Annotated in this window: 28 protein-coding genes; 20 read left to right on the top strand and 8 right to left on the bottom strand. The window is 51.1% G+C overall.

Going from position 1 to position 25240, the window contains the following annotated elements:
• Window positions 1-9: 9 nt before the first annotated feature.
• The 3 genes from gabT to csiR all read left to right on the top strand — a co-directional run bounded on the left by gabT (window position 10) and on the right by csiR (window position 3611).
• On the top strand, window positions 10-1290 hold the full coding sequence (gabT, locus tag RTW80_RS16395; protein WP_000097662.1) for a 4-aminobutyrate--2-oxoglutarate transaminase: 1281 nt from the start codon (window positions 10-12) through the stop codon (window positions 1288-1290).
• 237 nt (window positions 1291-1527) lie between these two features.
• Window positions 1528-2928 carry a GABA permease gene (gene gabP, locus RTW80_RS16390; protein WP_001295173.1) on the top strand — a complete coding sequence of 467 codons (1401 nt, stop codon included), beginning with the start codon at window positions 1528-1530 and terminating at the stop codon, window positions 2926-2928.
• A gap of 20 nt (window positions 2929-2948) precedes the next feature.
• On the top strand, window positions 2949-3611 hold the full coding sequence (gene csiR, locus RTW80_RS16385; RefSeq protein WP_000156811.1) for a DNA-binding transcriptional regulator CsiR: 663 nt from the start codon (window positions 2949-2951) through the stop codon (window positions 3609-3611).
• Here csiR and kbp read toward each other — a convergent pair whose 3' ends face one another.
• On the bottom strand, window positions 3612-4061 hold the full coding sequence (kbp, locus tag RTW80_RS16380) for a potassium binding protein Kbp (RefSeq protein ID WP_000522424.1): 450 nt from the start codon (window positions 4059-4061) through the stop codon (window positions 3612-3614).
• 83 nt (window positions 4062-4144) lie between these two features.
• Window positions 4145-4303, bottom strand: a complete 159-nt coding sequence (locus RTW80_RS16375) for a YqaE/Pmp3 family membrane protein (RefSeq protein ID WP_000508177.1) — start codon at window positions 4301-4303, stop codon at window positions 4145-4147.
• Between the two features lie 182 nt (window positions 4304-4485).
• On the opposite strand from RTW80_RS16375, the gene RTW80_RS16370 reads away from it, so the two are divergent.
• The gene (locus RTW80_RS16370; RefSeq protein ID WP_000137280.1) at window positions 4486-4785 is read left to right on the top strand and encodes an ArsR/SmtB family transcription factor; all 300 of its coding nucleotides are present in this window, start codon (window positions 4486-4488) and stop codon (window positions 4783-4785) included.
• Between the two features lie 9 nt (window positions 4786-4794).
• Window positions 4795-5319, top strand: a complete 525-nt coding sequence (ygaP, locus tag RTW80_RS16365; RefSeq protein WP_001229445.1) for a thiosulfate sulfurtransferase YgaP — start codon at window positions 4795-4797, stop codon at window positions 5317-5319.
• Window positions 5320-5365: 46 nt separating this feature from the next.
• Here the strand turns inward: ygaP and stpA are convergent, their stop codons facing one another.
• Window positions 5366-5770, bottom strand: coding sequence for a DNA-binding protein StpA (gene stpA, locus RTW80_RS16360; protein ID WP_000115384.1), 405 nt, complete (start codon window positions 5768-5770; stop codon window positions 5366-5368).
• Window positions 5771-6437: 667 nt separating this feature from the next.
• Here stpA and alaE point away from each other — a divergent pair.
• Window positions 6438-6887 carry an L-alanine exporter AlaE gene (alaE, locus tag RTW80_RS16355; RefSeq protein WP_000492656.1) on the top strand — a complete coding sequence of 150 codons (450 nt, stop codon included), beginning with the start codon at window positions 6438-6440 and terminating at the stop codon, window positions 6885-6887.
• A gap of 36 nt (window positions 6888-6923) precedes the next feature.
• On the opposite strand, the gene RTW80_RS16350 is transcribed toward alaE, so the two are convergent.
• A complete protein-coding gene (locus tag RTW80_RS16350) occupies window positions 6924-7268 on the bottom strand; it encodes a DUF2002 family protein (protein ID WP_000281320.1) in 345 nt (114 codons plus the stop codon).
• 151 nt (window positions 7269-7419) lie between these two features.
• Here RTW80_RS16350 and RTW80_RS16345 point away from each other — a divergent pair, with 151 nt between their 5' ends.
• The 14 genes from RTW80_RS16345 to emrB all read left to right on the top strand — a co-directional run bounded on the left by RTW80_RS16345 (window position 7420) and on the right by emrB (window position 21535).
• Window positions 7420-7749, top strand: a complete 330-nt coding sequence (locus RTW80_RS16345) for a DUF883 domain-containing protein (RefSeq protein ID WP_001295174.1) — start codon at window positions 7420-7422, stop codon at window positions 7747-7749.
• A gap of 247 nt (window positions 7750-7996) precedes the next feature.
• Window positions 7997-8242: a glutaredoxin-like protein NrdH gene (nrdH, locus tag RTW80_RS16340; protein ID WP_001223227.1), complete on the top strand. Its 246-nt coding sequence runs from the start codon at window positions 7997-7999 to the stop codon at window positions 8240-8242.
• The gene (nrdI, locus tag RTW80_RS16335; protein ID WP_000080947.1) at window positions 8239-8649 is read left to right on the top strand and encodes a class Ib ribonucleoside-diphosphate reductase assembly flavoprotein NrdI; all 411 of its coding nucleotides are present in this window, start codon (window positions 8239-8241) and stop codon (window positions 8647-8649) included. Before nrdH ends, nrdI begins: the two co-directional genes overlap by 4 nt.
• Entirely contained in the window at window positions 8622-10766 is a 2145-nt protein-coding gene (gene nrdE / locus RTW80_RS16330) for a class 1b ribonucleoside-diphosphate reductase subunit alpha (RefSeq protein WP_000246527.1), read from the top strand. The genes nrdI and nrdE overlap by 28 nt, the downstream gene beginning before the upstream one ends.
• Before the next feature lie 9 nt (window positions 10767-10775).
• Window positions 10776-11735: a class 1b ribonucleoside-diphosphate reductase subunit beta gene (nrdF, locus tag RTW80_RS16325; protein ID WP_000777969.1), complete on the top strand. Its 960-nt coding sequence runs from the start codon at window positions 10776-10778 to the stop codon at window positions 11733-11735.
• A gap of 353 nt (window positions 11736-12088) precedes the next feature.
• Window positions 12089-13291, top strand: coding sequence for a glycine betaine/L-proline ABC transporter ATP-binding protein ProV (proV, locus tag RTW80_RS16320; RefSeq protein WP_000985494.1), 1203 nt, complete (start codon window positions 12089-12091; stop codon window positions 13289-13291).
• A complete protein-coding gene (proW, locus tag RTW80_RS16315; RefSeq protein ID WP_000774988.1) occupies window positions 13284-14348 on the top strand; it encodes a glycine betaine/L-proline ABC transporter permease ProW in 1065 nt (354 codons plus the stop codon). Before proV ends, proW begins: the two co-directional genes overlap by 8 nt.
• A gap of 57 nt (window positions 14349-14405) precedes the next feature.
• Entirely contained in the window at window positions 14406-15398 is a 993-nt protein-coding gene (gene proX, locus RTW80_RS16310; RefSeq protein ID WP_001216521.1) for a glycine betaine/L-proline ABC transporter substrate-binding protein ProX, read from the top strand.
• Between the two features lie 291 nt (window positions 15399-15689).
• A complete protein-coding gene (locus RTW80_RS16305; RefSeq protein WP_000165699.1) occupies window positions 15690-16874 on the top strand; it encodes an MFS transporter in 1185 nt (394 codons plus the stop codon).
• A gap of 123 nt (window positions 16875-16997) precedes the next feature.
• Window positions 16998-17735 (top strand): L-valine exporter subunit YgaZ, encoded by a 738-nt coding sequence (ygaZ, locus tag RTW80_RS16300; RefSeq protein WP_000445651.1) that lies wholly within the window; start codon window positions 16998-17000, stop codon window positions 17733-17735.
• On the top strand, window positions 17725-18060 hold the full coding sequence (gene ygaH / locus RTW80_RS16295) for an L-valine transporter subunit YgaH (protein WP_000119763.1): 336 nt from the start codon (window positions 17725-17727) through the stop codon (window positions 18058-18060). The genes ygaZ and ygaH overlap by 11 nt, the downstream gene beginning before the upstream one ends.
• A gap of 90 nt (window positions 18061-18150) precedes the next feature.
• Window positions 18151-18681 carry a multidrug efflux transporter EmrAB transcriptional repressor EmrR gene (gene emrR, locus RTW80_RS16290; RefSeq protein ID WP_000378442.1) on the top strand — a complete coding sequence of 177 codons (531 nt, stop codon included), beginning with the start codon at window positions 18151-18153 and terminating at the stop codon, window positions 18679-18681.
• Window positions 18682-18807: 126 nt separating this feature from the next.
• Window positions 18808-19980: a multidrug efflux MFS transporter periplasmic adaptor subunit EmrA gene (gene emrA, locus RTW80_RS16285; RefSeq protein ID WP_001295175.1), complete on the top strand. Its 1173-nt coding sequence runs from the start codon at window positions 18808-18810 to the stop codon at window positions 19978-19980.
• Window positions 19981-19996: 16 nt separating this feature from the next.
• Window positions 19997-21535, top strand: a complete 1539-nt coding sequence (gene emrB / locus RTW80_RS16280; protein WP_001295176.1) for a multidrug efflux MFS transporter permease subunit EmrB — start codon at window positions 19997-19999, stop codon at window positions 21533-21535.
• A 63-nt stretch (window positions 21536-21598) separates the two neighbouring features.
• On the opposite strand, the gene luxS is transcribed toward emrB, so the two are convergent.
• The 4 genes from luxS to yqaB form a co-directional block, all read right to left on the bottom strand.
• Entirely contained in the window at window positions 21599-22114 is a 516-nt protein-coding gene (gene luxS / locus RTW80_RS16275) for an S-ribosylhomocysteine lyase (RefSeq protein ID WP_001130211.1), read from the bottom strand.
• 149 nt (window positions 22115-22263) lie between these two features.
• Window positions 22264-23820: a glutamate--cysteine ligase gene (gshA, locus tag RTW80_RS16270; RefSeq protein ID WP_000611804.1), complete on the bottom strand. Its 1557-nt coding sequence runs from the start codon at window positions 23818-23820 to the stop codon at window positions 22264-22266.
• 72 nt (window positions 23821-23892) lie between these two features.
• Window positions 23893-24321, bottom strand: coding sequence for a YqaA family protein (locus RTW80_RS16265; RefSeq protein ID WP_001287454.1), 429 nt, complete (start codon window positions 24319-24321; stop codon window positions 23893-23895).
• Window positions 24318-24884 (bottom strand): fructose-1-phosphate/6-phosphogluconate phosphatase, encoded by a 567-nt coding sequence (gene yqaB / locus RTW80_RS16260; RefSeq protein WP_000273290.1) that lies wholly within the window; start codon window positions 24882-24884, stop codon window positions 24318-24320. The genes RTW80_RS16265 and yqaB overlap by 4 nt, the downstream gene beginning before the upstream one ends.
• Window positions 24885-25240 lie beyond the last annotated feature (356 nt).

The following is a 25240-nucleotide window of genomic DNA, read 5'->3' as shown; positions in this document are numbered from 1 at the left end:
AGAACGCGAATGAGCAGCAATAAAGAGTTAATGCAGCGCCGCAGTCAGGCGATTCCCCGTGGTGTTGGGCAAATTCACCCGATTTTCGCTGACCGCGCGGAAAACTGCCGGGTGTGGGACGTTGAAGGCCGTGAGTATCTTGATTTCGCGGGCGGGATTGCGGTGCTCAATACCGGGCACTTGCATCCGAAAGTGGTGGCTGCGGTGGAAGCGCAGTTGAAAAAACTGTCGCACACCTGCTTCCAGGTGCTGGCCTACGAGCCGTATCTGGAGCTGTGCGAGATTATGAATCAGAAGGTGCCAGGCAATTTTGCCAAGAAAACGCTGCTGGTCACCACAGGTTCTGAAGCGGTGGAAAACGCGGTGAAAATCGCCCGCGCCGCCACCAAACGTAGCGGCACCATCGCTTTTAGCGGCGCGTATCACGGGCGCACGCATTACACGCTGGCGCTGACCGGCAAGGTGAATCCGTACTCTGCGGGCATGGGGCTGATGCCGGGTCATGTTTATCGCGCGCTTTATCCTTGCCCGCTGCACGGCATAAGCGAGGATGACGCTATCGCCAGCATCCACCGGATCTTCAAAAATGATGCCGCGCCGGAAGATATCGCCGCCATCGTGATTGAGCCGGTTCAGGGCGAAGGCGGTTTCTACGCCTCGTCGCCAGCCTTTATGCAGCGTTTACGCGCTCTGTGTGACGAGCACGGGATCATGCTGATTGCCGATGAAGTGCAGAGCGGCGCGGGGCGTACCGGCACGCTGTTTGCGATGGAGCAGATGGGCGTTGCGCCGGATCTTACCACCTTTGCGAAATCGATCGCGGGCGGCTTCCCGCTGGCGGGCGTCACCGGGCGCGCGGAAGTAATGGATGCCGTCGCTCCAGGCGGTCTGGGCGGCACCTATGCGGGTAACCCGATTGCCTGCGTGGCTGCGCTGGAAGTGTTGAAGGTGTTTGAGCAGGAAAATCTGCTGCAAAAAGCCAACGATCTGGGGCAGAAGTTGAAAGACGGATTGCTGGCGATAGCCGAAAAACACCCGGAGATCGGCGACGTACGCGGGCTGGGGGCGATGATCGCCATTGAGCTGTTTGAAGACGGCGATCACAACAAGCCGGACGCCAAACTCACCGCCGAGATCGTGGCTCGCGCCCGCGATAAAGGCCTGATTCTTCTCTCCTGCGGCCCGTATTACAACGTGCTGCGCATCCTTGTACCGCTCACCATTGAAGACGCTCAGATCCGTCAGGGTCTGGAGATCATCAGCCAGTGTTTTGATGAGGCGAAGCAGTAGCGCCGCTCCTATGCCGGAGGCGACGCTGCGCGTCTTGTCCGGCCTACGGGGATCCAGGTCGGATAAGGCGTTTACGCCGCATCCGACAATCTGTACGTGAACAGGAAGAAATCTATGTTGGCCGGGTAAGGCGGAGCCGCTCTCCGGCAAAAAGAATCAATAACAATTATACGCGTGACCCGGCGCGGGAAATGTCGGGGCGCTCTCCCAAGTGACACACTTTCGAGAGGATTCAGGATGGGGCAATCATCGCAACCACATGAGTTAGGCGGCGGGCTGAAGTCACGCCACGTCACCATGTTGTCTATTGCCGGTGTTATCGGCGCAAGTCTGTTTGTCGGTTCCAGCGTCGCCATCGCCGAAGCGGGCCCGGCGGTATTACTGGCCTATCTGTTCGCCGGGCTACTGGTGGTTATGATTATGCGGATGTTGGCGGAAATGGCGGTTGCCACGCCCGATACCGGTTCGTTTTCCACCTATGCCGATAAAGCCATTGGTCGCTGGGCGGGCTATACCATCGGCTGGTTGTACTGGTGGTTTTGGGTACTGGTTATCCCGCTGGAAGCCAACATCGCCGCCATGATCCTGCACTCATGGGTTCCAGGCATTCCCATCTGGTTATTTTCCCTCGTCATTACCCTCGCCTTAACTGGCAGTAACTTATTAAGCGTTAAAAACTACGGCGAATTTGAGTTCTGGCTGGCGCTGTGCAAAGTCATCGCTATCCTGGCCTTTATTTTCCTTGGTGCAGTCGCAATTAGCGGTTTTTACCCGTATGCCGAAGTGAGCGGGATCTCAAGATTGTGGGATAGCGGCGGCTTTATGCCCAACGGTTTCGGTGCGGTATTAAGCGCGATGTTGATCACCATGTTCTCGTTTATGGGCGCAGAAATTGTCACCATTGCCGCCGCGGAATCCGACACGCCGGAAAAACATATTGTCCGCGCCACCAACTCGGTTATCTGGCGTATTTCTATCTTCTATTTATGTTCTATTTTTGTCGTCGTGGCATTAATTCCGTGGAATATGCCCGGACTAAAAGCCGTCGGTTCTTATCGCTCGGTACTGGAATTGCTCAATATTCCCCATGCGAAATTAATCATGGACTGCGTGATATTACTTTCCGTAACCAGTTGCCTGAACTCGGCGCTGTATACCGCGTCAAGGATGCTCTACTCCTTAAGTCGTCGCGGTGATGCTCCCGCGGTAATGGGTAAAATCAACCGCAGTAAAACCCCGTACGTGGCGGTGTTACTCTCCACCGGCGCGGCATTCTTAACGGTGGTGGTGAACTATTACGCGCCTGCGAAGGTATTTAAATTTCTGATCGACAGCTCCGGCGCTATCGCCCTGCTGGTTTATTTAGTCATCGCCGTTTCACAGTTGCGGATGCGCAAAATTCTGCGAGCAGAAGGAAGCGAAATTCGCTTGCGAATGTGGCTTTATCCGTGGCTCACCTGGCTAGTCATCGGCTTTATTACCTTTGTGTTGGTAGTGATGCTATTCCGTCCGGCGCAACAGTTAGAAGTGATCTCCACCGGCTTATTAGCGATAGGGATTATCTGTACCGTGCCAATTATGGCTCGCTGGAAAAAGCTGGTATTGTGGCAAAAAACACCCGTTCATAATACGCGCTGATCATGATCAGGAGTCACACCATGACCATTACGTCTCTGGATGGCTATCGCTGGCTGAAGAACGATATTATTCGCGGTAATTTTCAACCGGATGAAAAATTACGAATGAGTTTGCTGACATCGCGTTATGCACTTGGCGTTGGGCCGTTACGGGAAGCTCTTTCGCAACTGGTGGCGGAACGGCTGGTCACGGTGGTGAATCAAAAAGGGTATCGGGTGGCGTCTATGTCAGAGCAGGAGCTGCTCGATATTTTCGACGCCCGCGCCAATATGGAAGCGATGCTGGTCAGTCTGGCGATTGCCCGCGGTGGCGATGAATGGGAGGCAGACGTTCTCGCAAAAGCGCATCTGCTGAGTAAGCTGGAGGCCTGTGACGCCAGCGAGAAAATGCTTGATGAGTGGGATCTGCGTCATCAGGCGTTTCATACAGCAATTGTGGCGGGCTGTGGTTCTCACTATTTGCTGCAAATGCGTGAACGGTTGTTTGATCTGGCGGCGCGCTATCGATTTATCTGGCTGCGGCGAACGGTGCTTTCGGTAGAAATGCTGGAGGATAAACACGATCAGCACCAGACCCTGACTGCGGCGGTACTGGCGCGAGATACCGCGCGCGCCAGTGAGTTAATGCGCCAGCATTTACTGACGCCAATTCCCATTATCCAGCAGGCGATGGCTGGCAATTAACTACTCTTCCGGAATACGCAACACTTGCCCCGGATAAATTTTATCCGGGCTTTTTAGCATCGGTTTATTCGCTTCGAAGATTTTATTGTACAGATTAGCGTTACCGTAGACCTGTTTGGAAATGGCACTCAGAGTGTCGCCAGACTTAACGGTATAAAACTGGCTGGCAGTGGCTGGTGTCGCCGTTTTCACCTGATCATCAACACTGGCAATACCGGAAATATTCCCCACCGCAACAAGGATTTTCTCCTTCGCCTCCTGACTCAGGCCGTCACCAGTGACCGTCGCTTTGCCGTCGGCAATTTGAATGTTCACTTTATCGGCATCAGGTATACCGGTTTTGCTCAGATGCTCCTGCACCTTCTTCGCCTGATCGTCTTTATCGTGCTGACCTGTAACCGCGTCCCAGAGTTTTTCTCCGGCATCTTTCACAAAATTGAACAGACCCATAGCTACCTCATTCGTTAACGGAAACACTCAGAAAGTGTAGCAGAGGAACGCGGCGCGTTAACGCCGCGGGGGTGAGCACAGGTTTAATCGCGGGTTTGCACCCAGAACGCGTGAATCAAACCGGGGATATACCCAAGCAGTGTCAGCAGAATATTAATAATGAACGCCCAACCGAACCCTTTACCGAGCAGCACGCCGAGCGGCGGCAGAATGATGGTGATGACGATTCTCCAGAAACCCATATGTACTCCCTATAAGAAAATTACTCATTGTTTAAAAAGAGATTTTATCTCTTAAGCGTAGTAATTTTAGCGGAGCCTGCCAGTTTCAGCTTACGCTTTTACTCTCATTTACGCTGCTGAGGCTGGTATATGTTGCATTTTTAGTTTAGAGTTTACTTAATTTAGAAAATACTTAAATAAATATGACTGAACTCGCGCAATTACAGGCCAGTGCCGAACAGGCAGCGGCCTTATTGAAAGCAATGAGCCATCCTAAACGATTGCTGATTCTGTGCATGCTTAGCGGTTCCCCCGGCACCAGCGCGGGAGAGCTGACGCGCATTACCGGACTGAGTGCCTCTGCGACATCACAGCATCTCGCTCGTATGCGGGACGAAGGGCTTATCGACAGCCAACGGGATGCCCAACGCATTCTATATTCCATTAAAAATGAGGCGGTAAATGCCATTATCGCCACCCTGAAAAATGTCTATTGTCCGTAAGGAGTCACTATGGCTTTGACAACCATTTCGCCGCATGATGCACAAGAATTAATCGCACGCGGCGCAAAGTTAATCGATATTCGTGATGCTGATGAATATCTTCGTGAACATATTCCTGAAGCAGATCTGGCTCCATTATCCGTGCTGGAACAGTCAGGTCTTCCGGCTAAATTACGTCACGAGCAAATTATATTCCACTGCCAGGCAGGTAAACGCACCAGTAATAATGCCGATAAATTAGCAGCGATTGCCGCCCCCGCAGAAATATTTTTACTCGAAGATGGGATTGATGGCTGGAAAAGAGCTGGATTGCCAGTAGCGGTAAATAAATCTCAACCCTTGCCGTTAATGCGCCAGGTGCAGATCGCTGCGGGTGGTTTAATATTAATCGGCGTTGTACTGGGTTATACCGTAAATAGCGGTTTCTTCTTATTAAGTGGCTTTGTTGGTGCCGGGTTACTGTTTGCAGGAATCAGCGGTTTTTGTGGAATGGCAAGGTTGTTAGATAAGATGCCGTGGAACCAACGAGCTTGAGAAGCGACGCCGGACGCGCCCTAGCAGCGACATCCGGCCTCAGTAATTAGAGCAGGAAATCGTCGAGAGATTTACCTTCTGCCAGCGCCTGAGCAATTGGCTTCGGTGTACGGCCCTGACCGGTCCAGGTTTTAGTTTCACCGTTAACATCGGTGAATTTATATTTCGCCGGACGCGGCTGGCGTTTTTTACCAGCGCGTGGTGCAGCAGCAGAGCTATTACCTAATAACTCTTCCGGGTTAATTCCGTCAGCCTTCATCAGCTCCAGCCAGGTGCTAATTTTTTCCTGACGCTCAGCCAGTTCACGCTGCTGCTGTTCTTCTTCTTCACGTCTTTCTTTAGTGACAACCCTGAATTTTTCGAGCATTTCTTCAAGAACGTCAATGGAGAATTCGCGAGCCATCGCACGGAGAGTGCGAATGTTATTTAAACTTTGTAACATTACGGACATAATAAAGAAAACCTTTTAACGCCAAAACAAAAAAGTATTTCGTCGCGTAGTGTAAGCGATCACTTATTATATTTCCACAAAATTTAATCTATTTACAGTCCTGCGCGAGATTATTTCAGCTGTTATTTTCTGAAACTCTCAGAATAATTTCAAGATTATATATTAGCCATTTTGATGAGTAATTTAGATTATTGGTGAACAGAACGGCGCTCTCTGCTCGCTAATTCCGCAAGCCTGACAAAACCGAAGTGAATAAAAATGCAATATAACAGAATAAAAGAAAACACCCCTCACTGGTGCTTTCTGCTGTTAATGTACATTTTCTGGCATAAAAAATACTGTAAATGACACGGTCACGACATACACCGAATTCTCTACGCTTATAGCGTTACCTCACCCCCAAACTTTCATTAGTGAAATTAAAGGAAAGGTCATATCTAATTGATTTAATTGAAAATAAATCATATCGGCATGTAAAAATCCACAATGTACAAAAAACGAGCCGTTACGGAATATTTTATCTACAAAAACTGACTAAATAAAAATTTTTCACTAATTGATTAGTCATAGCCAGCGATATACGCTATGCGAAAATGCAGATGGCAATGAGATCCACTGTTTTCATCTCCATTAACATCCCATTACGCTTTTATTAAGGAGCATTAGCATGTTCTCACCGCAGTCACGCTTGCGTCATGCAGTTGCAGATACGTTCGCGATGGTTGTTTACTGTTCTGTCGTGAACATGTGTATTGAAGTTTTCCTCTCCGGAATGAGCTTCGAACAGTCTTTTTATTCCAGATTGGTAGCGATTCCGGTGAACATCTTAATTGCATGGCCATACGGTATGTACCGTGATCTGTTTATGCGCGCGGCACGCAAAGTTAGCCCGTCGGGCTGGATAAAAAATCTGGCGGATATCCTGGCTTATGTGACGTTCCAGTCACCGGTGTATGTGGCGATCTTGTTAGTGGTGGGCGCAGACTGGCATCAGATTATGGCGGCGGTCAGTTCAAACATCGTTGTTTCGATGTTGATGGGGGCGGTTTATGGCTACTTCCTCGATTATTGCCGCCGACTGTTTAAAGTCAGCCGTTACCAGCAGGTAAAAGCCTGACTCTTCTTTTCGCGACTGGCATCGCCAGTCGCGTCTTTAACTGGCTTCGCCAAATAAACCATTCAAATAACGTTCAAGCGCAACACGCGAACTAAAGCCATGCGGGATACCGTAATGCTCGTGTCGCTCGCCTGCTAAATAGAGCGGAAATTGCTGGTAATGATCGCAAGTTTTAATATCGGAAGCGGGTTCAGCCAGTGTCGAACTGCGTTCTTTTAATGTTGGATGAATTACCAGAGCGGTACGTCCCATTCGCGCTTCGCGATTAACATAGACATAATTTTCCCCACGGCGGTAACCATACGCTTTCTGGGTTACCACATCGACAGTAAAACCGACTTTTTCAAGTACGCGCGCCACCTCGTCTGGTCGTAAATACATATTTGATCCTCGTTATTATCAACCGCGGGCCTACCTTACCTGATTGCGCATTCACAACGCTTTCAGAAAAGTCCATAAAGCCGCGATGAACCTCAGTTAAGAAAATTATGGTCTACACTGAAAATTACATCGAATTCTAATGGGGGATCATATGTTTAACCGACCGAACCGCAACGACGTTGATGATGGCGTGCAGGATATCCAGAATGATGTCAATCAATTAGCTGACAGCCTCGAATCTGTATTGAAGTCCTGGGGCAGCGACGCCAAAGGGGAAGCTGAAGCCGCACGCAGTAAAGCTCAGGCATTGCTGAAAGAAACCAGGGCGCGAATGCATGGTCGTACTCGCGTCCAGCAAGCCGCGCGCGATGCCGTTGGCTGCGCGGATTCTTTTGTTCGTGAAAGACCCTGGTGTAGCGTGGGTACAGCAGCTGCGGTAGGTATTTTTATCGGCGCACTGTTAAGCATGCGCAAATCGTAGTGCAAAAATGATAATAAATACGCGTCTTTGACCCCGAAGCCTGTCTTCGGGGTTTCTTTTTGCCTGGTGAATCACAAAAATCCCCCTACCCCGTCACGCTCATATCCAGGGTAATTTCGACCACTATTTGCTATATATTGTGTGGTTGAATCTTTTTTCAACTACATCTAGTATCTCTGTATCAACAGAGAGACAACCCGACGCGTATCATCGCGCCGTATCTTCATTTTAAACGGAAATACGAATCATGCGCATTACTATTTACACTCGTAACGATTGCGTTCAGTGCCACGCCACCAAACGGGCGATGGAAAACCGGGGCTTTGATTTTGAAATGATTAATGTCGATCGCGTTCCTGAAGCGGCAGAAGCGTTGCGTGCTCAGGGCTTTCGTCAGTTGCCGGTAGTGATTGCTGGCGATCTTAGCTGGTCTGGTTTCCGTCCGGACATGATTAACCGTCTGCATCCAGCGCCACACGCGGCCAGTGCATGAGCCAGCTCGTCTACTTCTCCAGCAGCTCCGAAAACACGCAGCGTTTTATCGAACGTTTAGGTCTGCCCGCGGTGCGCATCCCGCTCAATGAGCGGGAACGGATTCAGGTAGACGAGCCTTACATCCTGATCGTGCCCTCTTACGGCGGCGGCGGTACGGCTGGCGCGGTGCCACGACAGGTAATTCGCTTTTTAAACGACGAGCACAACCGGGCGTTGCTTCGCGGCGTTATTGCTTCTGGTAATCGCAACTTTGGTGAGGCGTATGGCCGCGCCGGAGATGTGATTGCCCGGAAATGCGGCGTGCCGTGGCTGTACCGTTTTGAACTCATGGGTACGCAAAGCGATATCGAAAACGTTCGTAAAGGAGTAACCGAATTTTGGCAACGACAACCGCAGAATGCCTGACGCAGGAAACGATGGATTACCACGCGCTGAATGCGATGCTTAACCTCTACGATAGCGCAGGTCGCATTCAGTTCGATAAAGACCGCCAGGCCGTTGACGCCTTTATTGCGACGCATGTGCGTCCGAACAGTGTGACCTTCAGTAGCCAGCAGCAGCGCCTGAACTGGCTGGTCAACGAAGGTTACTATGATGAAAGCGTTCTTAATCGCTACTCTCGCGACTTTGTCATTACGCTGTTTGCCCACGCACACACCAGCGGTTTTCGTTTCCAGACATTCCTCGGGGCATGGAAGTTTTACACCAGCTATACGTTGAAGACATTCGACGGTAAACGTTATCTGGAAGATTTTGCCGATCGAGTCACGATGGTGGCGCTGACGCTGGCACAAGGCGATGAGACGCTGGCGTTGCAACTGACAGATGAAATGCTGTCAGGACGCTTTCAGCCAGCCACGCCAACATTCCTCAACTGCGGTAAGCAGCAGCGCGGCGAACTGGTTTCCTGTTTTTTGCTGCGTATTGAAGACAATATGGAGTCGATTGGTCGGGCGGTAAATTCCGCACTGCAACTGTCGAAACGCGGCGGCGGCGTAGCATTTTTGCTGTCGAATCTGCGAGAAGCGGGCGCGCCAATTAAACGTATTGAAAATCAATCTTCTGGCGTAATTCCGGTGATGAAAATGCTGGAAGACGCATTTTCCTATGCCAACCAACTCGGCGCTCGTCAGGGGGCTGGTGCAGTCTATTTACATGCTCATCATCCCGATATTCTGCGTTTTCTCGACACGAAACGGGAAAATGCCGACGAAAAAATCCGCATTAAAACACTGTCGCTTGGCGTGGTGATCCCGGATATCACTTTCCATCTGGCAAAAGAGAATGCGCAGATGGCGCTGTTTTCGCCTTATGACGTAGAGCGAGTTTATGGCAAGCCGTTTGCCGATGTGGCCATCAGCCAACACTATGACGAACTGGTTGCCGATGAACGCATTCGCAAAAAATACCTCAACGCCCGTGATTTCTTCCAGCGACTGGCAGAAATCCAGTTTGAGTCCGGCTATCCCTACATCATGTATGAAGACACGGTAAACCGTGCTAACCCTATCGCCGGGCGCATAAATATGAGTAATCTCTGCTCAGAAATTTTGCAGGTTAACAGCGCCTCAGAGTATGACGAGAATCTCGACTATACCCGCACAGGCCATGATATTTCCTGCAATTTAGGTTCGTTGAATATTGCGCACACCATGGATTCCCCCGATTTTGCCCGCACGGTAGAGACTGCCGTGCGCGGTTTAACGGCAGTATCAGATATGAGTCATATCCGCAGCGTGCCGTCCATCGAAGCCGGAAATGCCGCCTCGCACGCCATCGGACTGGGGCAGATGAATTTACACGGCTATCTGGCGCGAGAAGGCATCGCTTATGGTTCGCCGGAAGCACTGGATTTCACCAATCTCTATTTCTATGCCATCACCTGGCATGCACTGCGTACCTCGATGTTGCTGGCACGCGAACGCGGTGAAACCTTCGCCGGGTTCAAACAGTCACGCTATGCCAGTGGTGAATATTTTAGCCAATATCTGCAAGGGAACTGGCAGCCGAAAACGGCGAAAGTTGGCGAACTGTTTACCCGTAGCGGTATTACGTTACCTACCCGTGAGATGTGGGCGCAGCTGCGCGACGACGTGATGCGCTACGGCATATACAACCAGAATCTTCAGGCGGTGCCGCCAACCGGTTCTATCTCTTATATCAACCATGCTACGTCGAGTATTCATCCGATTGTGGCGAAAGTAGAGATACGCAAAGAGGGCAAAACAGGACGCGTTTACTACCCTGCCCCGTTTATGACTAACGAGAATCTGGCGCTGTATCAGGACGCTTACGAAATTGGCGCAGAAAAGATCATCGACACCTACGCGGAAGCGACTCGCCATGTCGATCAGGGGCTGTCGCTGACGCTTTTTTTCCCCGATACCGCCACCACTCGCGATATCAACAAAGCGCAGATTTACGCCTGGCGCAAGGGTATCAAAACGCTCTATTACATCCGCCTGCGTCAGATGGCGCTGGAAGGCACTGAAATTGAAGGCTGCGTCTCCTGTGCACTTTAAGGAATATCTATGAAACTCTCACGTATCAGCGCCATCAACTGGAACAAGATATCTGACGATAAAGATCTGGAGGTGTGGAATCGCCTGACCAGCAATTTCTGGCTACCAGAAAAGGTGCCGCTGTCGAACGATATTCCTGCCTGGCAGACATTAACTGTCGTAGAACAACAACTGACGATGCGCGTTTTTACTGGCCTGACGCTGCTCGACACGCTGCAAAATGTTATCGGCGCGCCTTCTCTGATGCCCGATGCACTCACGCCTCATGAAGAAGCGGTATTATCGAATATCAGCTTTATGGAAGCGGTTCATGCCCGCTCTTACAGTTCGATTTTCTCGACGCTATGCCAGACCAAAGATGTCGATGCCGCCTACGCCTGGAGTGAAGAAAACGCACCGTTGCAGCGAAAAGCTCAGATTATTCAGCAACATTATCGCGGTGATGATCCGCTGAAAAAGAAAATCGCCAGTGTGTTTCTTGAATCTTTTTTGTTCTATTCCGGTTTCTGGCTGCCGATGTATTTTTCCAGCCGCGGAAAGCTGACCAATACCGCGGACCTGATCCGTCTGATTATCCGCGATGAAGCAGTCCACGGTTACTACATAGGCTATAAATATCAGAAAAACATGGAAAAGATATCTCTGGGACAACGTGAAGAGTTGAAGAGTTTCGCCTTCGATTTGTTGCTGGAACTCTACGACAACGAGTTGCAATACACCGATGAGCTGTACGCCGAAACCCCGTGGGCTGACGATGTGAAAGCGTTTCTCTGTTACAACGCCAATAAGGCTTTGATGAATCTGGGCTACGAACCGTTATTTCCCGCAGAAATGGCGGAAGTGAATCCGGCAATCCTCGCCGCGCTTTCGCCGAATGCCGATGAAAATCACGATTTCTTTTCCGGTTCAGGCTCCTCTTATGTGATGGGGAAAGCGGTTGAAACAGAAGATGAAGACTGGAATTTCTGAGGGTGTTATTTTCAAAAATATCACTACCCGCAGCAGGGAAATAATTCCCGCCAAATAGCTTTTTATCACGCAAATAATTTGTGGTGATCTACACTGATACTCTGTTGCATTATTCGCCTGAAACCACAATATTCAGGCGTTTTTTCGCTATCTTTGACAAAAAATATCAACTTTCTCGATTTGCTCTCAGCCCTTATATCACGGGAAATTCCGGCGATTTGCTCGCATCAATATTCATGCCACATTTGCCATCAGGGGTTGCCTCAGATTCTCAGTATGTTAGGGTAGAAAAAAGTGACTATTTCCATTGGGTAATATATCAACATAGACAAATAAAGGAATCTTTCTATTGCATGGCAATTAAATTAGAAATTAAAAATCTTTATAAAATATTTGGCGAGCATCCACAGCGAGCGTTCAAATATATCGAACAAGGACTTTCAAAAGAACAAATTCTGGAAAAAACTGGGCTATCGCTTGGCGTAAAAGACGCCAGTCTGGCCATTGAAGAAGGCGAGATATTTGTCATCATGGGATTATCCGGCTCGGGTAAATCCACAATGGTACGCCTTCTCAATCGCCTGATTGAACCCACCCGCGGGCAAGTGCTGATTGATGGTGTGGATATTGCCAAAATATCCGACGCCGAACTCCGTGAGGTGCGCAGAAAAAAGATTGCGATGGTCTTCCAGTCCTTTGCCTTAATGCCGCATATGACCGTGCTGGACAATACTGCGTTCGGTATGGAATTGGCCGGAATTAATGCCGAAGAACGCCGGGAAAAAGCCCTTGATGCACTGCGTCAGGTCGGGCTGGAAAATTATGCCCACAGCTACCCGGATGAACTCTCTGGCGGGATGCGTCAACGTGTGGGATTAGCCCGCGCGTTAGCGATTAATCCGGATATATTATTAATGGACGAAGCCTTCTCGGCGCTCGATCCATTAATTCGCACCGAGATGCAGGATGAGCTGGTAAAATTACAGGCGAAACATCAGCGCACCATTGTCTTTATTTCCCACGATCTTGATGAAGCCATGCGTATTGGCGACCGAATTGCCATTATGCAAAATGGTGAAGTGGTACAGGTCGGCACACCGGATGAAATTCTCAATAATCCGGCGAATGATTATGTCCGTACCTTCTTCCGTGGCGTTGATATTAGTCAGGTATTCAGTGCGAAAGATATTGCCCGCCGGACACCGAATGGCTTAATTCGTAAAACCCCTGGCTTCGGCCCACGTTCGGCACTGAAATTATTGCAGGATGAAGATCGCGAATATGGCTACGTTATCGAACGCGGTAATAAGTTTGTCGGCGCAGTCTCCATCGATTCGCTTAAAACCGCGTTAACGCAGCAGCAAGGTCTTGATGCGGCGCTGATTGATGCGCCGTTAGCAGTCGATGCACAAACGCCTCTTAGCGAGTTGCTCTCTCATGTCGGACAGGCACCCTGTGCGGTGCCCGTGGTCGACGAGGACCAACAGTATGTCGGCATCATTTCGAAAGGAATGCTGCTGCGCGCTTTAGATCGTGAGGGGGTAAATAATGGCTGATCAAAATAATCCGTGGGATACCACGCCAGCGGCGGACAGTGCCGCGCAATCCGCAGACGCCTGGGGTACACCGACGACTGCACCGACTGACGGCGGTGGTGCTGACTGGCTGACCAGTACGCCTGCGCCAAACGTCGAGCATTTTAATATTCTCGATCCGTTCCATAAAACGCTGATCCCGCTCGACAGTTGGGTCACTGAAGGGATCGACTGGGTCGTTACCCATTTCCGTCCCGTCTTCCAGGGCGTGCGCGTTCCGGTTGATTATATCCTCAACGGTTTCCAGCAATTGCTGCTGGGTATGCCCGCACCGGTGGCGATTATCGTTTTCGCTCTCATCGCCTGGCAGATTTCCGGGGTCGGAATGGGTGTGGCGACGCTGGTTTCGCTGATTGCCATCGGCGCAATCGGTGCCTGGTCGCAGGCAATGGTGACTCTGGCGCTGGTGTTAACCGCCCTGCTGTTCTGTATCGTCATCGGTTTGCCGTTGGGGATATGGCTGGCGAGAAGTCCGCGAGCGGCGAAAATTATTCGTCCACTGCTTGATGCCATGCAGACCACGCCAGCGTTTGTTTATCTGGTGCCAATCGTCATGCTATTTGGTATCGGTAACGTGCCGGGCGTGGTGGTGACGATCATCTTTGCTCTGCCGCCGATTATCCGTCTGACCATTCTGGGGATTAACCAGGTTCCGGCGGATCTGATTGAAGCCTCGCGCTCATTCGGTGCCAGCCCGCGCCAGATGCTGTTCAAAGTTCAGTTACCGCTGGCGATGCCGACCATTATGGCGGGCGTTAACCAGACGCTGATGCTGGCCCTTTCTATGGTGGTCATCGCCTCGATGATTGCCGTCGGCGGGTTGGGTCAGATGGTACTTCGCGGTATCGGTCGTCTGGATATGGGGCTTGCCACCGTTGGCGGCGTCGGGATTGTGATCCTCGCCATTATCCTCGATCGTCTGACGCAGGCCGTTGGGCGCGACTCACGCAGTCGCGGCAACCGTCGCTGGTACACCACTGGCCCTGTTGGTCTGCTGACCCGCCCATTCATTAAGTAACTCTGCACTTGCCCGGTGACGCCGGGCATTATCACCCTGCCAAAAAAAGGAATAACAATGCGACATAGCGTACTTTTTGCGACAGCGTTTGCCACGCTTATCTCTACACAAACTTTTGCTGCCGATCTGCCGGGCAAAGGCATTACTGTTAATCCAGTTCAGAGCACCATCACTGAAGAAACCTTCCAGACGCTGCTGGTCAGTCGTGCGCTGGAGAAATTAGGTTATACTGTCAACAAACCCAGCGAAGTAGATTACAACGTTGGCTACACCTCGCTTGCTTCCGGCGATGCAACCTTCACCGCCGTGAACTGGACGCCACTGCATGACAACATGTACGAAGCTGCCGGTGGCGATAAGAAATTTTATCGTGAAGGGGTATTTGTTAACGGCGCGGCACAGGGTTACCTGATCGATAAGAAAACCGCCGACCAGTACAAAATCACCAACATCGCACAACTGAAAGATCCGAAGATCGCCAAACTGTTCGATACCAACGGCGACGGAAAAGCGGATTTAACCGGTTGTAACCCTGGCTGGGGCTGCGAAGGTGCGATCAACCACCAGCTTGCCGCGTATGAACTGACCCATACCGTGACGCATAATCAGGGGAACTACGCGGCGATGATGGCCGACACCATCAGTCGCTACAAAGAGGGCAAACCGGTGTTTTACTACACCTGGACGCCGTACTGGGTGAGTAATGAGCTGAAGCCAGGGAAAGATGTGGTCTGGTTGCAGGTGCCGTTCTCCGCACTGCCGGGCGATAAAAACGCCGATACCAAACTGCCGAATGGTGCGAATTATGGCTTCCCGGTCAGCACCATGCATATCGTTGCCAACAAAGCCTGGGCCGAGAAAAACCCGGCAGCAGCGAAACTGTTTGCCATTATGCAGTTGCCAGTGGCAGATATTAACGCCCAGAACGCCATTATGCATGACGGCAAAGCCTCAGAAGGCGATATTCAGGGCCATGTTGATGGCTGGATCAAAGCCCACCAGCAGCAGTTCGATGGCTGGGTGAATGAGGCGCTGGCAGCGCAGAAGTAATTTTTATTCGGGCGGATAAGGCGTTTTTACCTCATCCGCCGCTCTGTACACAATGCCTGATGCGACGCTGGAGCGTCTTATCATGCCTACAAAATACACTCATTCCGTATGGCGGATAAGGCGTTTTCGCCGCATCCGCCGTTCTGTGCACAATGCCTGATGCGACGCTGGCGCGTCTTATCATGCCTACAAACCACATCGCACATTTCAACAAGCTATCTTTCATCCCATATTCATCAACATCCGCTATTATTGATTTCCAGCTTAATCATCACCTGATGAACAAAAATAATGACTAAACCTAATCATGAGCTTAGCCCGGCGCTGATCGTGCTGATGTCTATCGCCACCGGTCTGGCGGTCGCCAGTAACTATTACGCTCAGCCATTGCTCGACACCATCGCGCGTAACTTTTCCCTTTCCGCCAGTTCGGCAGGCTTTATTGTTACCGCCGCGCAATTGGGCTATGCAGCAGGTCTGCTGTTTCTTGTTCCCCTCGGTGATATGTTTGAACGCCGCCGCCTGATTGTCTCGATGACCTTACTGGCGGCAGGCGGCATGTTAATCACTGCCAGCAGTCAGTCGCTGGCGATGATGATCCTCGGTACGGCATTAACCGGTTTATTCTCTGTCGTGGCACAAATTCTGGTTCCGCTGGCAGCGACGCTGGCTTCACCGGACAAACGCGGCAAAGTGGTTGGCACTATTATGAGCGGTCTGCTGTTGGGGATCTTGCTGGCACGGACAGTTGCCGGATTGCTGGCGAATCTCGGCGGCTGGCGCACCGTCTTTTGGGTTGCTTCGGTGTTAATGGCACTGATGGCGCTGGCATTATGGCGTGGTCTGCCACAAATGAAATCAGAAACCCACCTCAACTACCCACAGTTGTTGGGTTCCGTTTTCAGTATGTTTATCAGCGATAAAATTCTGCGTACCCGCGCGTTGCTGGGCTGCCTGACCTTTGCCAATTTCAGCATTCTCTGGACCTCAATGGCCTTTTTGCTTGCCGCTCCACCTTTTAACTACAGCGATGGTGTAATTGGTCTGTTTGGACTTGCGGGAGCTGCCGGAGCGTTGGGCGCTCGTCCGGCGGGCGGTTTTGCCGATAAGGGCAAATCGCACCACACCACAACTTTCGGTCTGCTGCTGCTATTACTTTCATGGCTGGCGATCTGGTTTGGTCACACTTCCGTACTGGCGTTGATTATCGGAATCCTAGTGCTGGATCTCACCGTGCAGGGCGTGCATATCACTAACCAGACGGTAATTTATCGGATACATCCTGATGCGCGCAATCGCCTGACCGCAGGTTACATGACTAGCTACTTTATTGGCGGTGCCGCCGGTTCGCTAATTTCAGCCTCAGCCTGGCAACATGGCGGTTGGGCTGGCGTTTGTCTGGCTGGCGCGACGATTGCCCTGGTTAACTTACTGGTCTGGTGGCGAGGTTTTCATCGTCAGGAAGCCGCAAATTAAGCAATCAGCAACCGTTTTCGTGGCTTTACACTTATAAGGGTGTTAAGAAGCCCATCAGTCTGATAAGGTTAAGATATTCATTCAGTCTATTTATAATATTAACAATCGTTAAGCGTACACTCTATGGAAAGCCCTACTCCACAGCCTGCTCCTGGTTCGGCGACCTTCATGGAAGGATGCAAAGACAGTTTACCGATTGTTATTAGTTATATTCCGGTGGCCTTTGCGTTCGGTCTGAATGCGACCCGTCTGGGATTCTCTCCTCTCGAAAGCGTTTTTTTCTCCTGCATCATTTATGCAGGCGCGAGCCAGTTCGTCATTACCGCGATGCTGGCAGCCGGGAGTAGTTTGTGGATTGCTGCACTGACCGTCATGGCAATGGATGTTCGCCATGTGTTGTATGGCCCGTCACTGCGTAGCCGTATTATTCAGCGTCTGCAAAAATCGAAAACCGCCCTGTGGGCGTTTGGCCTGACGGATGAGGTTTTTGCCGCCGCAACCGCAAAACTGGTACGCAATAATCGCCGCTGGAGCGAGAACTGGATGATCGGCATTGCCTTCAGTTCATGGTCATCGTGGGTATTTGGTACGGTAATAGGGGCATTCTCCGGCAGCGGCTTGCTGCAAGGTTATCCCGCCGTTGAAGCTGCATTAGGTTTTATGCTTCCGGCACTCTTTATGAGTTTCCTGCTCGCCTCTTTCCAGCGCAAACAATCTCTTTGCGTTACCGCAGCGTTAGTTGGTGCCCTTGCAGGCGTAACGCTATTTTCTATTCCCGTCGCCATTCTGGCAGGCATTGTCTGTGGCTGCCTCACTGCGTTAATCCAGGCATTCTGGCAAGGAGCGCCCGATGAGCTATGAGGTTCTGCTGCTTGGGTTACTAGTTGGCGTGGCGAATTATTGCTTCCGCTATTTGCCGCTGCGCCTGCGTGTGGGTAATGCCCGCCCAACCAAACGTGGCGCGGTAGGTATTTTGCTCGACACCATTGGCATCGCCTCGATATGCGCTCTGCTGGTTGTCTCTACCGCACCAGAAGTGATGCACGATACACGCCGTTTCGTGCCCACGCTGGTCGGCTTCGCGGTACTGGGTGCCAGTTTCTATAAAACACGCAGCATTATCATCCCAACACTGCTTAGTGCGCTGGCCTATGGGCTCGCCTGGAAAGTGATGGCGATTATATAACCCACAAGAATCATTTTTCTAAAACAATACATTTACTTTATTTGTCACTGTCGTTACTATATCGGCTGAAATTAATGAGGTCATACCCAAATGGATAGTTCGTTTACGCCCATTGAACAAATGCTAAAATTTCGCGCCAGCCGCCACGAAGATTTTCCTTATCAGGAGATCCTTCTGACTCGTCTTTGCATGCACATGCAAAGCAAGCTGCTGGAGAACCGCAATAAAATGCTGAAGGCTCAGGGGATTAACGAGACGTTGTTTATGGCGTTGATTACGCTGGAGTCTCAGGAAAACCACAGTATTCAGCCTTCTGAATTAAGTTGTGCTCTTGGATCATCCCGTACCAACGCGACGCGTATTGCCGATGAACTGGAAAAACGCGGTTGGATCGAACGTCGTGAAAGCGATAACGATCGCCGCTGCCTGCATCTGCAATTAACGGAAAAAGGTCACGAGTTTTTGCGCGAGGTTTTACCACCGCAGCATAACTGCCTGCATCAACTCTGGTCCGCGCTCAGCACAACAGAAAAAGATCAGCTCGAGCAAATCACCCGCAAATTGCTCTCCCGTCTCGACCAGATGGAACAAGACGGTGTGGTTCTCGAAGCGATGAGCTAACGCGTCATCTCGCTCAAAAATCCAGATTTATAAAAGAAAAAATGACTGGCCAGCATCGCAACATGCTGGCCTTTTTGGCAAGCAGGTCGGCTCAGCCGATGAGTTAAGAAGATCGTGGAGAACAATATGAGCGCAAATGCGGAGACTCAAACCCCGCAGCAACCGGTAAAGAAGAGCGGCAAACGTAAGCGTCTGCTCCTCCTTCTCACCTTGCTCTTTATAATTATTGCCGTAGCGATAGGGATTTATTGGTTTTTGGTACTGCGTCACTTCGAAGAAACCGATGACGCATACGTGGCAGGGAATCAAATTCAAATTATGTCTCAGGTGTCTGGCAGCGTGACGAAAGTCTGGGCCGATAACACCGATTTTGTAAAAGAAGGCGACGTGCTGGTCACTCTCGACCCGACAGATGCTCGCCAGGCGTTTGAAAAAGCCAAAACTGCACTGGCTTCCAGCGTTCGCCAAACCCACCAGCTGATGATTAACAGCAAGCAGTTGCAGGCGAATATTGAGGTGCAGAAAATCGCCCTCGCGAAAGCACAAAGCGACTACAACCGCCGTGTGCCGCTGGGCAATGCCAACCTGATTGGTCGCGAAGAGCTGCAACACGCCCGCGACGCCGTCACCAGTGCCCAGGCGCAACTGGACGTCGCGATTCAACAATACAATGCCAATCAGGCGATGATTCTGGGGACTAAACTGGAAGATCAGCCAGCCGTGCAACAGGCTGCCACCGAAGTACGTAACGCCTGGCTGGCGCTGGAGCGTACTCGTATTGTCAGTCCGATGACCGGTTATGTCTCCCGCCGCGCGGTACAGCCTGGGGCGCAAATTAGCCCAACGACGCCGCTGATGGCGGTCGTTCCAGCCACCAATATGTGGGTGGATGCCAACTTTAAAGAGACGCAGATTGCCAATATGCGTATCGGTCAGCCGGTCACTATCACCACGGATATTTACGGCGATGATGTGAAATACACCGGTAAAGTGGTTGGTCTGGATATGGGCACAGGTAGCGCGTTCTCACTGCTTCCAGCGCAAAATGCGACCGGTAACTGGATCAAAGTCGTTCAGCGTCTGCCTGTGCGTATCGAACTGGACCAGAAACAGCTGGAGCAATATCCGCTGCGTATCGGTTTGTCCACGCTGGTGAGCGTCAATACCACTAACCGTGACGGTCAGGTACTGGCAAATAAAGTACGTTCCACTCCGGTAGCGGTAAGCACCGCGCGTGAAATCAGCCTGGCACCTGTCAATAAACTGATCGACGATATCGTAAAAGCTAACGCTGGCTAATCCAGAGGTGCGTGTGATGCAACAGCAAAAACCGCTGGAAGGCGCGCAACTGGTCATTATGACGATTGCGCTGTCACTGGCGACATTCATGCAGGTGCTGGACTCCACCATTGCTAACGTGGCGATCCCCACTATCGCCGGGAATCTGGGCTCATCGCTCAGCCAGGGAACGTGGGTAATCACTTCTTTCGGGGTGGCGAATGCCATCTCGATCCCGCTTACCGGCTGGCTGGCAAAGCGCGTCGGGGAAGTGAAACTGTTCCTTTGGTCCACCATCGCCTTTGCTATTGCGTCGTGGGCGTGTGGTGTCTCCAGCAGCCTGAATATGCTGATCTTCTTCCGCGTGATTCAGGGGATTGTCGCCGGGCCGTTGATCCCGCTTTCGCAAAGTCTATTGCTGAATAACTACCCGCCAGCCAAACGCTCGATCGCGCTGGCGTTGTGGTCGATGACGGTGATTGTCGCGCCAATTTGCGGCCCGATCCTCGGCGGTTATATCAGCGATAATTACCACTGGGGCTGGATATTCTTCATCAACGTGCCGATTGGCGTGGCGGTGGTGTTGATGACACTGCAAACTCTGCGCGGACGTGAAACCCGCACCGAACGGCGGCGGATTGATGCCGTGGGGCTGGCACTGCTGGTTATTGGTATCGGCAGCCTGCAGATTATGCTCGACCGCGGTAAAGAGCTGGACTGGTTTTCATCACAGGAAATTATCATCCTTACCGTGGTGGCGGTGGTGGCTATCTGCTTCCTGATTGTCTGGGAGCTGACCGACGATAACCCGATAGTCGATCTGTCGTTGTTTAAGTCGCGCAACTTCACCATCGGCTGCTTGTGTATCAGCCTCGCGTATATGCTCTACTTCGGCGCTATTGTTCTGCTGCCGCAGTTGTTGCAGGAGGTCTACGGTTACACGGCGACCTGGGCAGGTTTGGCCTCTGCGCCGGTAGGGATTATTCCGGTGATCCTGTCGCCGATTATCGGCCGCTTCGCGCATAAACTGGATATGCGGCGGCTGGTAACCTTCAGCTTTATTATGTATGCCGTCTGCTTCTACTGGCGTGCCTATACCTTTGAACCAGGTATGGATTTTGGCGCGTCGGCCTGGCCGCAGTTTATCCAGGGGTTTGCGGTGGCCTGCTTCTTTATGCCGCTGACCACCATTACGCTGTCTGGTTTGCCACCGGAACGACTGGCGGCGGCATCGAGCCTCTCTAACTTTACGCGAACGCTGGCGGGGTCTATCGGCACGTCGATAACCACGACCATGTGGACCAACCGCGAGTCGATGCACCATGCGCAGTTGACTGAGTCGGTAAACCCGTTCAACCCGAATGCCCAGGCGATGTACAGTCAACTGGAAGGGCTTGGGATGACGCAACAGCAGGCATCAGGCTGGATTGCCCAGCAGATCACCAATCAGGGGCTGATTATTTCCGCCAATGAGATCTTCTGGATGTCAGCCGGGATATTCCTCGTCCTGCTGGGGCTGGTGTGGTTTGCTAAACCGCCATTTGGCGCAGGTGGCGGCGGAGGCGGTGCGCACTAAGTACAACTAAGCCAGTTCATTTGAACTGGCTTTTTTCAATTAATTGTGAAGATAGTTTACTGACTAGATGTGCAGTTCCTGCAACTTCTCTTTCGGCAGTGCCAGTTCTTCGTTGCTGTTGATGCGTACGTCACGTTCCAGAATGCTACGCGCAATATCCTGCGCTTCCTGCAACGAGTGCATCTGGTAAGTGCCACACTGGTAGACGTTCAGTTCCGGGATCTGATTCTGATCCTGCACTTTCAGCACGTCTTCCATTGCCGCTTTCCAGGCATCAGCAACACGCTGCTCATCTGGCGTACCAATCAGACTCATATAAAAACCGGTGCGGCAGCCCATTGGCGAGATATCGATAATCTCTACACCATTACCGTTAAGATGGTTACGCATAAAACCAGCAAACAGGTGCTCCAGGGTATGGATCCCTCTTTCTGGCATCACTTCTTTGTTCGGCACGCAGAAGCGCAGATCGAACACGGTGATTGCGTCGCCATGCGGGGTGTTCATTGTTTTCGCCACCCGAACTGCAGGCGCTTCCATCCGGGTATGATCGACTGTGAAGCTATCTAACAACGGCATTTAGCCACCTCCGGTAATTTTTTTAAAAATTTTCTGAACTCTTTCTTCCCAGGCGAGTCTGAGTATATGAAAGACGCGCATTTGTTATCATCATCCCTGAATTCAGAGATGAAATTTTGGCCACTCACGAGTGGCCTTTTTCTTTTCTGTCAGGCGTGTTTTTCCAGCCACACCGCAAACGGTTCGGTATCAGCGGCTTCCATTTCCTGCTGACGGCGTTCAGACGCCTCGCGCTCGGCTACAAAATCCTCTTCGCGCAGAATTTCCAGCGGCTCTTCACGCAGCAGATTACGGTAGGCTTCTGCAAATGCTTTGCCTGTTCCGCCAATACCAGTATCAATCATAGACCTTAAGATACGGGCAGAGAAAGTCAGATCGGGATTATCGAAGCAGGCAACCAGTTCATCACACACTTTCTGATACGCTTCGCCGCCGTTAATACTATCCAGCGTTTGCGCGACGCGTTTCAGATCGCGGAACAGATCTTTACCCACCTGCGGTAACGGGAACTGTGCGGTTTCGCAGCCGATACCCAGCGTCAGACCCGGTTTGCGACCTTCGAGGATCACCCGGTTCCAGTTAACGCGTGTACAGGCAAGTTCGCTACTGCTCATTTCCGGTGCATCAGCCAGCGCACACCAGACCATAAACAGGTCGAGGAATCGCACCTGCTGTTCATCTACACCAATCGGCGAGAACGGGTTGATGTCCAGCGAACGCACTTCAATATATTCAATGCCGCCACGTAACAGCGCATCAGAAGGCGACTCGCCGCTGCGGGTAACGCGTTTTGGACGAATCGGCGCGTACAGTTCGTTTTCAATCTGCAACACGTTGCTGTTGATTTGCAGCCTCTTACCGTCTTTCTCAATACCAATCTTCGCGTACTCTTCCGATGGCGTTTTGATTGCCTGTTTAAGGCCCGCTACGTACTCGTAAAGATCGTTGAAGGTAATACCAAGATTGCTTTGCGATTTATTGGTATAGCCGAGATCGCTCAAACGAAGAGAGGTCGCATACGGCAGGTAATACATACCGCACTCGGTTTTCTCAAACGGCAGCGACGTTGGTTTTCCTTGCAGGAAAGAAGAACAAATCGCCGGAGATGCACCAAACAGATAAGGAATGACCCAACCGAAACGATAGTAATTGCGGATAACGCGGAAATAGCCCGCAGAAATTTTCTCTTTGGCATCAGCGCCCGAGATATCACCGCACTTCGCTTGCCAGAATGCCATTGGCAAAGAGAAATTGTAGTGCACGCCGGAAATGGTTTGCATCAGCGCGCCGTAGCGATTTTTCAGCCCTTCACGATACAGCGTTTTAAAGCGTCCGGTGTTAGAAGTGCCGTACTGTGCCAGTTCGATGTCCTGACCTTCTGCGATGTAGCATGGCATACTTAACGGCCACATCCGCTCATCGCCCATATTGCGCGCCGTATAACGATGCAGATCGCGCATAAAGGTCAGCATATGTTCAATATCACCATCCACTGGTGTAATGAATTCCAGCAATGCTTCCGCAAAATCGGTAGTAATCCATTTGTGCGTCAGTGCGGAACCTAATGCTTCAGGATGACCTGTTGTTGCCAGTGTGCCATCAGCATTAACACGCAAAGTTTCGCGCTCCAGCCCACGCTGTATCCCCTTTAACGCCTGAGGATGTTTTTCCAGCCAGGCCAGCGCCTGTGATACGTCCGGGATCAAATTGACCTCCCGCCTGTCAAAATCGTTTTAATTAGCATAACTGTAATGGTGACCATATGTGCAGGCCTACAATTAGTGCCACCACATCATGCCCTGAACGGTCGCTGCTGCAACTGCAACATAACGTAACGCTTTACCAAGGCACAAAAAAAAGATTACCGGTCCCCACGAGATGCGCATCCATCCCGCTAACAGACACAGTAAATCGCCAACCACGGGCATCCAGCTTAATAATAGCGTGACTGCACCATAGCGTTTCAGCCAGCCGGTAGCTTTCTCTTGCCAGCGCGATGTTTTACGCAATGGAAAGAAACGCCCAAGGATAACGTTAGTTAACCCTCCAAGGCTATTACCCATTGTTGCTGTTAAAACTAAAACCCAGGGATGACTGATCCCGGAAAGCAACATTGCCACCAGCACGACTTCGGAGTTGCCGGGTAATAGTGTAGCGCTGAGAAAACTACTGGCAAACAACGAGAAAAGCGATAACGCTTCACTCACAGCAAGCGAACATCCACGGCGTCCATGCCTGCTGCACGGGCCGCCTGAATACCGAAATCGGCATCTTCAAAGACCACACACTGCGTCGGTTGCACGCCCATACGCTGCGCGCACAACAAAAATGTGTCTGGCGCGGGTTTATGGTGTTTGACGTGATCGGCAGCGACGACGGCGTCAAAATAATGGCGTAATCCCAGGTGCGCCAGCAATGCCTCAGCGATGGCGCTTTCACTCCCCGTTCCTACAGCCATTGGGCGACGACCATGCCAACTTTTCACCACATCAACAAGAGGAAGCGGTTCGACGCTATCCAGCAGCATACTTCTTACTGCTTCTGTTTTTTCACGCGCTAACGCATGCGGGTCGAGATCGGCCTGATTCAGCTCAATAATTGCCTGAGCAATACGCCAGGTGGGCGATCCATTAAGCGCAATCATCGCCTGAATATCGTACTGAAGACCGTAGTGCCCTAATACTTCGCGCCACGCTTTACGGTGCGTAGGCTCCGTATCCAGGATTGTGCCATCCATATCAAAAATTAAACCTGCATAACGCTCGTACATGGTCTTCTCGCAAGTCGAAAAATATGACGCTACTTTAGCGTAATTGCTTGATTTTGTCGCTGATGGCGAAGGAGAAGAAAATTCAGGAAATGGATAAAGGAGTTATTTAGAAATGAGATATTTTTGAAGGAAATTTTTTGGAGAAGATGGTGCATCCGGGAGGATGACTCACTGACGTTCGCCCTTCGGGCCGTTGCTGGCGCAACGTTATCCTTCCTGGTGCCTGCGGTTAATACCGCTATCTCTTCGATACCTTCATTGCTGAAGGTTACGGAGAATATGGTGCATCCGGGAGGATTCGAACCTCCGACCGCTCGGTTCGTAGCCGAGTACTCTATCCAGCTGAGCTACGGATG

It is taken from the genome of Escherichia sp. AM3, from assembly GCF_032029835.1.
Lineage (GTDB): Bacteria > Pseudomonadota > Gammaproteobacteria > Enterobacterales > Enterobacteriaceae > Escherichia > Escherichia coli.
This window is presented reverse-complemented; position numbering and strand designations above follow the sequence as displayed.

Coding starts and splice junctions, on each gene's coding strand:
- proV (WP_000985494.1), top strand. CDS start 12,089: ATGGCAATTAAATTAGAAATTAAAAATCTTTATAAAATATTTGGCGAG.
- ygaZ (WP_000445651.1), top strand. CDS start 16,998: ATGGAAAGCCCTACTCCACAGCCTGCTCCTGGTTCGGCGACCTTCATG.
- ygaH (WP_000119763.1), top strand. CDS start 17,725: ATGAGCTATGAGGTTCTGCTGCTTGGGTTACTAGTTGGCGTGGCGAAT.
- RTW80_RS16305 (WP_000165699.1), top strand. CDS start 15,690: ATGACTAAACCTAATCATGAGCTTAGCCCGGCGCTGATCGTGCTGATG.
- proW (WP_000774988.1), top strand. CDS start 13,284: ATGGCTGATCAAAATAATCCGTGGGATACCACGCCAGCGGCGGACAGT.
- yqaB (WP_000273290.1), bottom strand. CDS start 24,884: ATGTACGAGCGTTATGCAGGTTTAATTTTTGATATGGATGGCACAATC.
- RTW80_RS16345 (WP_001295174.1), top strand. CDS start 7,420: ATGTTTAACCGACCGAACCGCAACGACGTTGATGATGGCGTGCAGGAT.
- proX (WP_001216521.1), top strand. CDS start 14,406: ATGCGACATAGCGTACTTTTTGCGACAGCGTTTGCCACGCTTATCTCT.
- RTW80_RS16375 (WP_000508177.1), bottom strand. CDS start 4,303: ATGGGTTTCTGGAGAATCGTCATCACCATCATTCTGCCGCCGCTCGGC.
- nrdF (WP_000777969.1), top strand. CDS start 10,776: ATGAAACTCTCACGTATCAGCGCCATCAACTGGAACAAGATATCTGAC.
- alaE (WP_000492656.1), top strand. CDS start 6,438: ATGTTCTCACCGCAGTCACGCTTGCGTCATGCAGTTGCAGATACGTTC.
- kbp (WP_000522424.1), bottom strand. CDS start 4,061: ATGGGTCTGTTCAATTTTGTGAAAGATGCCGGAGAAAAACTCTGGGAC.
- ygaP (WP_001229445.1), top strand. CDS start 4,795: ATGGCTTTGACAACCATTTCGCCGCATGATGCACAAGAATTAATCGCA.
- gabT (WP_000097662.1), top strand. CDS start 10: ATGAGCAGCAATAAAGAGTTAATGCAGCGCCGCAGTCAGGCGATTCCC.
- gabP (WP_001295173.1), top strand. CDS start 1,528: ATGGGGCAATCATCGCAACCACATGAGTTAGGCGGCGGGCTGAAGTCA.
- emrA (WP_001295175.1), top strand. CDS start 18,808: ATGAGCGCAAATGCGGAGACTCAAACCCCGCAGCAACCGGTAAAGAAG.
- nrdH (WP_001223227.1), top strand. CDS start 7,997: ATGCGCATTACTATTTACACTCGTAACGATTGCGTTCAGTGCCACGCC.
- csiR (WP_000156811.1), top strand. CDS start 2,949: ATGACCATTACGTCTCTGGATGGCTATCGCTGGCTGAAGAACGATATT.
- stpA (WP_000115384.1), bottom strand. CDS start 5,770: ATGTCCGTAATGTTACAAAGTTTAAATAACATTCGCACTCTCCGTGCG.
- emrR (WP_000378442.1), top strand. CDS start 18,151: ATGGATAGTTCGTTTACGCCCATTGAACAAATGCTAAAATTTCGCGCC.
- luxS (WP_001130211.1), bottom strand. CDS start 22,114: ATGCCGTTGTTAGATAGCTTCACAGTCGATCATACCCGGATGGAAGCG.
- RTW80_RS16350 (WP_000281320.1), bottom strand. CDS start 7,268: ATGTATTTACGACCAGACGAGGTGGCGCGCGTACTTGAAAAAGTCGGT.
- nrdI (WP_000080947.1), top strand. CDS start 8,239: ATGAGCCAGCTCGTCTACTTCTCCAGCAGCTCCGAAAACACGCAGCGT.
- RTW80_RS16370 (WP_000137280.1), top strand. CDS start 4,486: ATGACTGAACTCGCGCAATTACAGGCCAGTGCCGAACAGGCAGCGGCC.
- emrB (WP_001295176.1), top strand. CDS start 19,997: ATGCAACAGCAAAAACCGCTGGAAGGCGCGCAACTGGTCATTATGACG.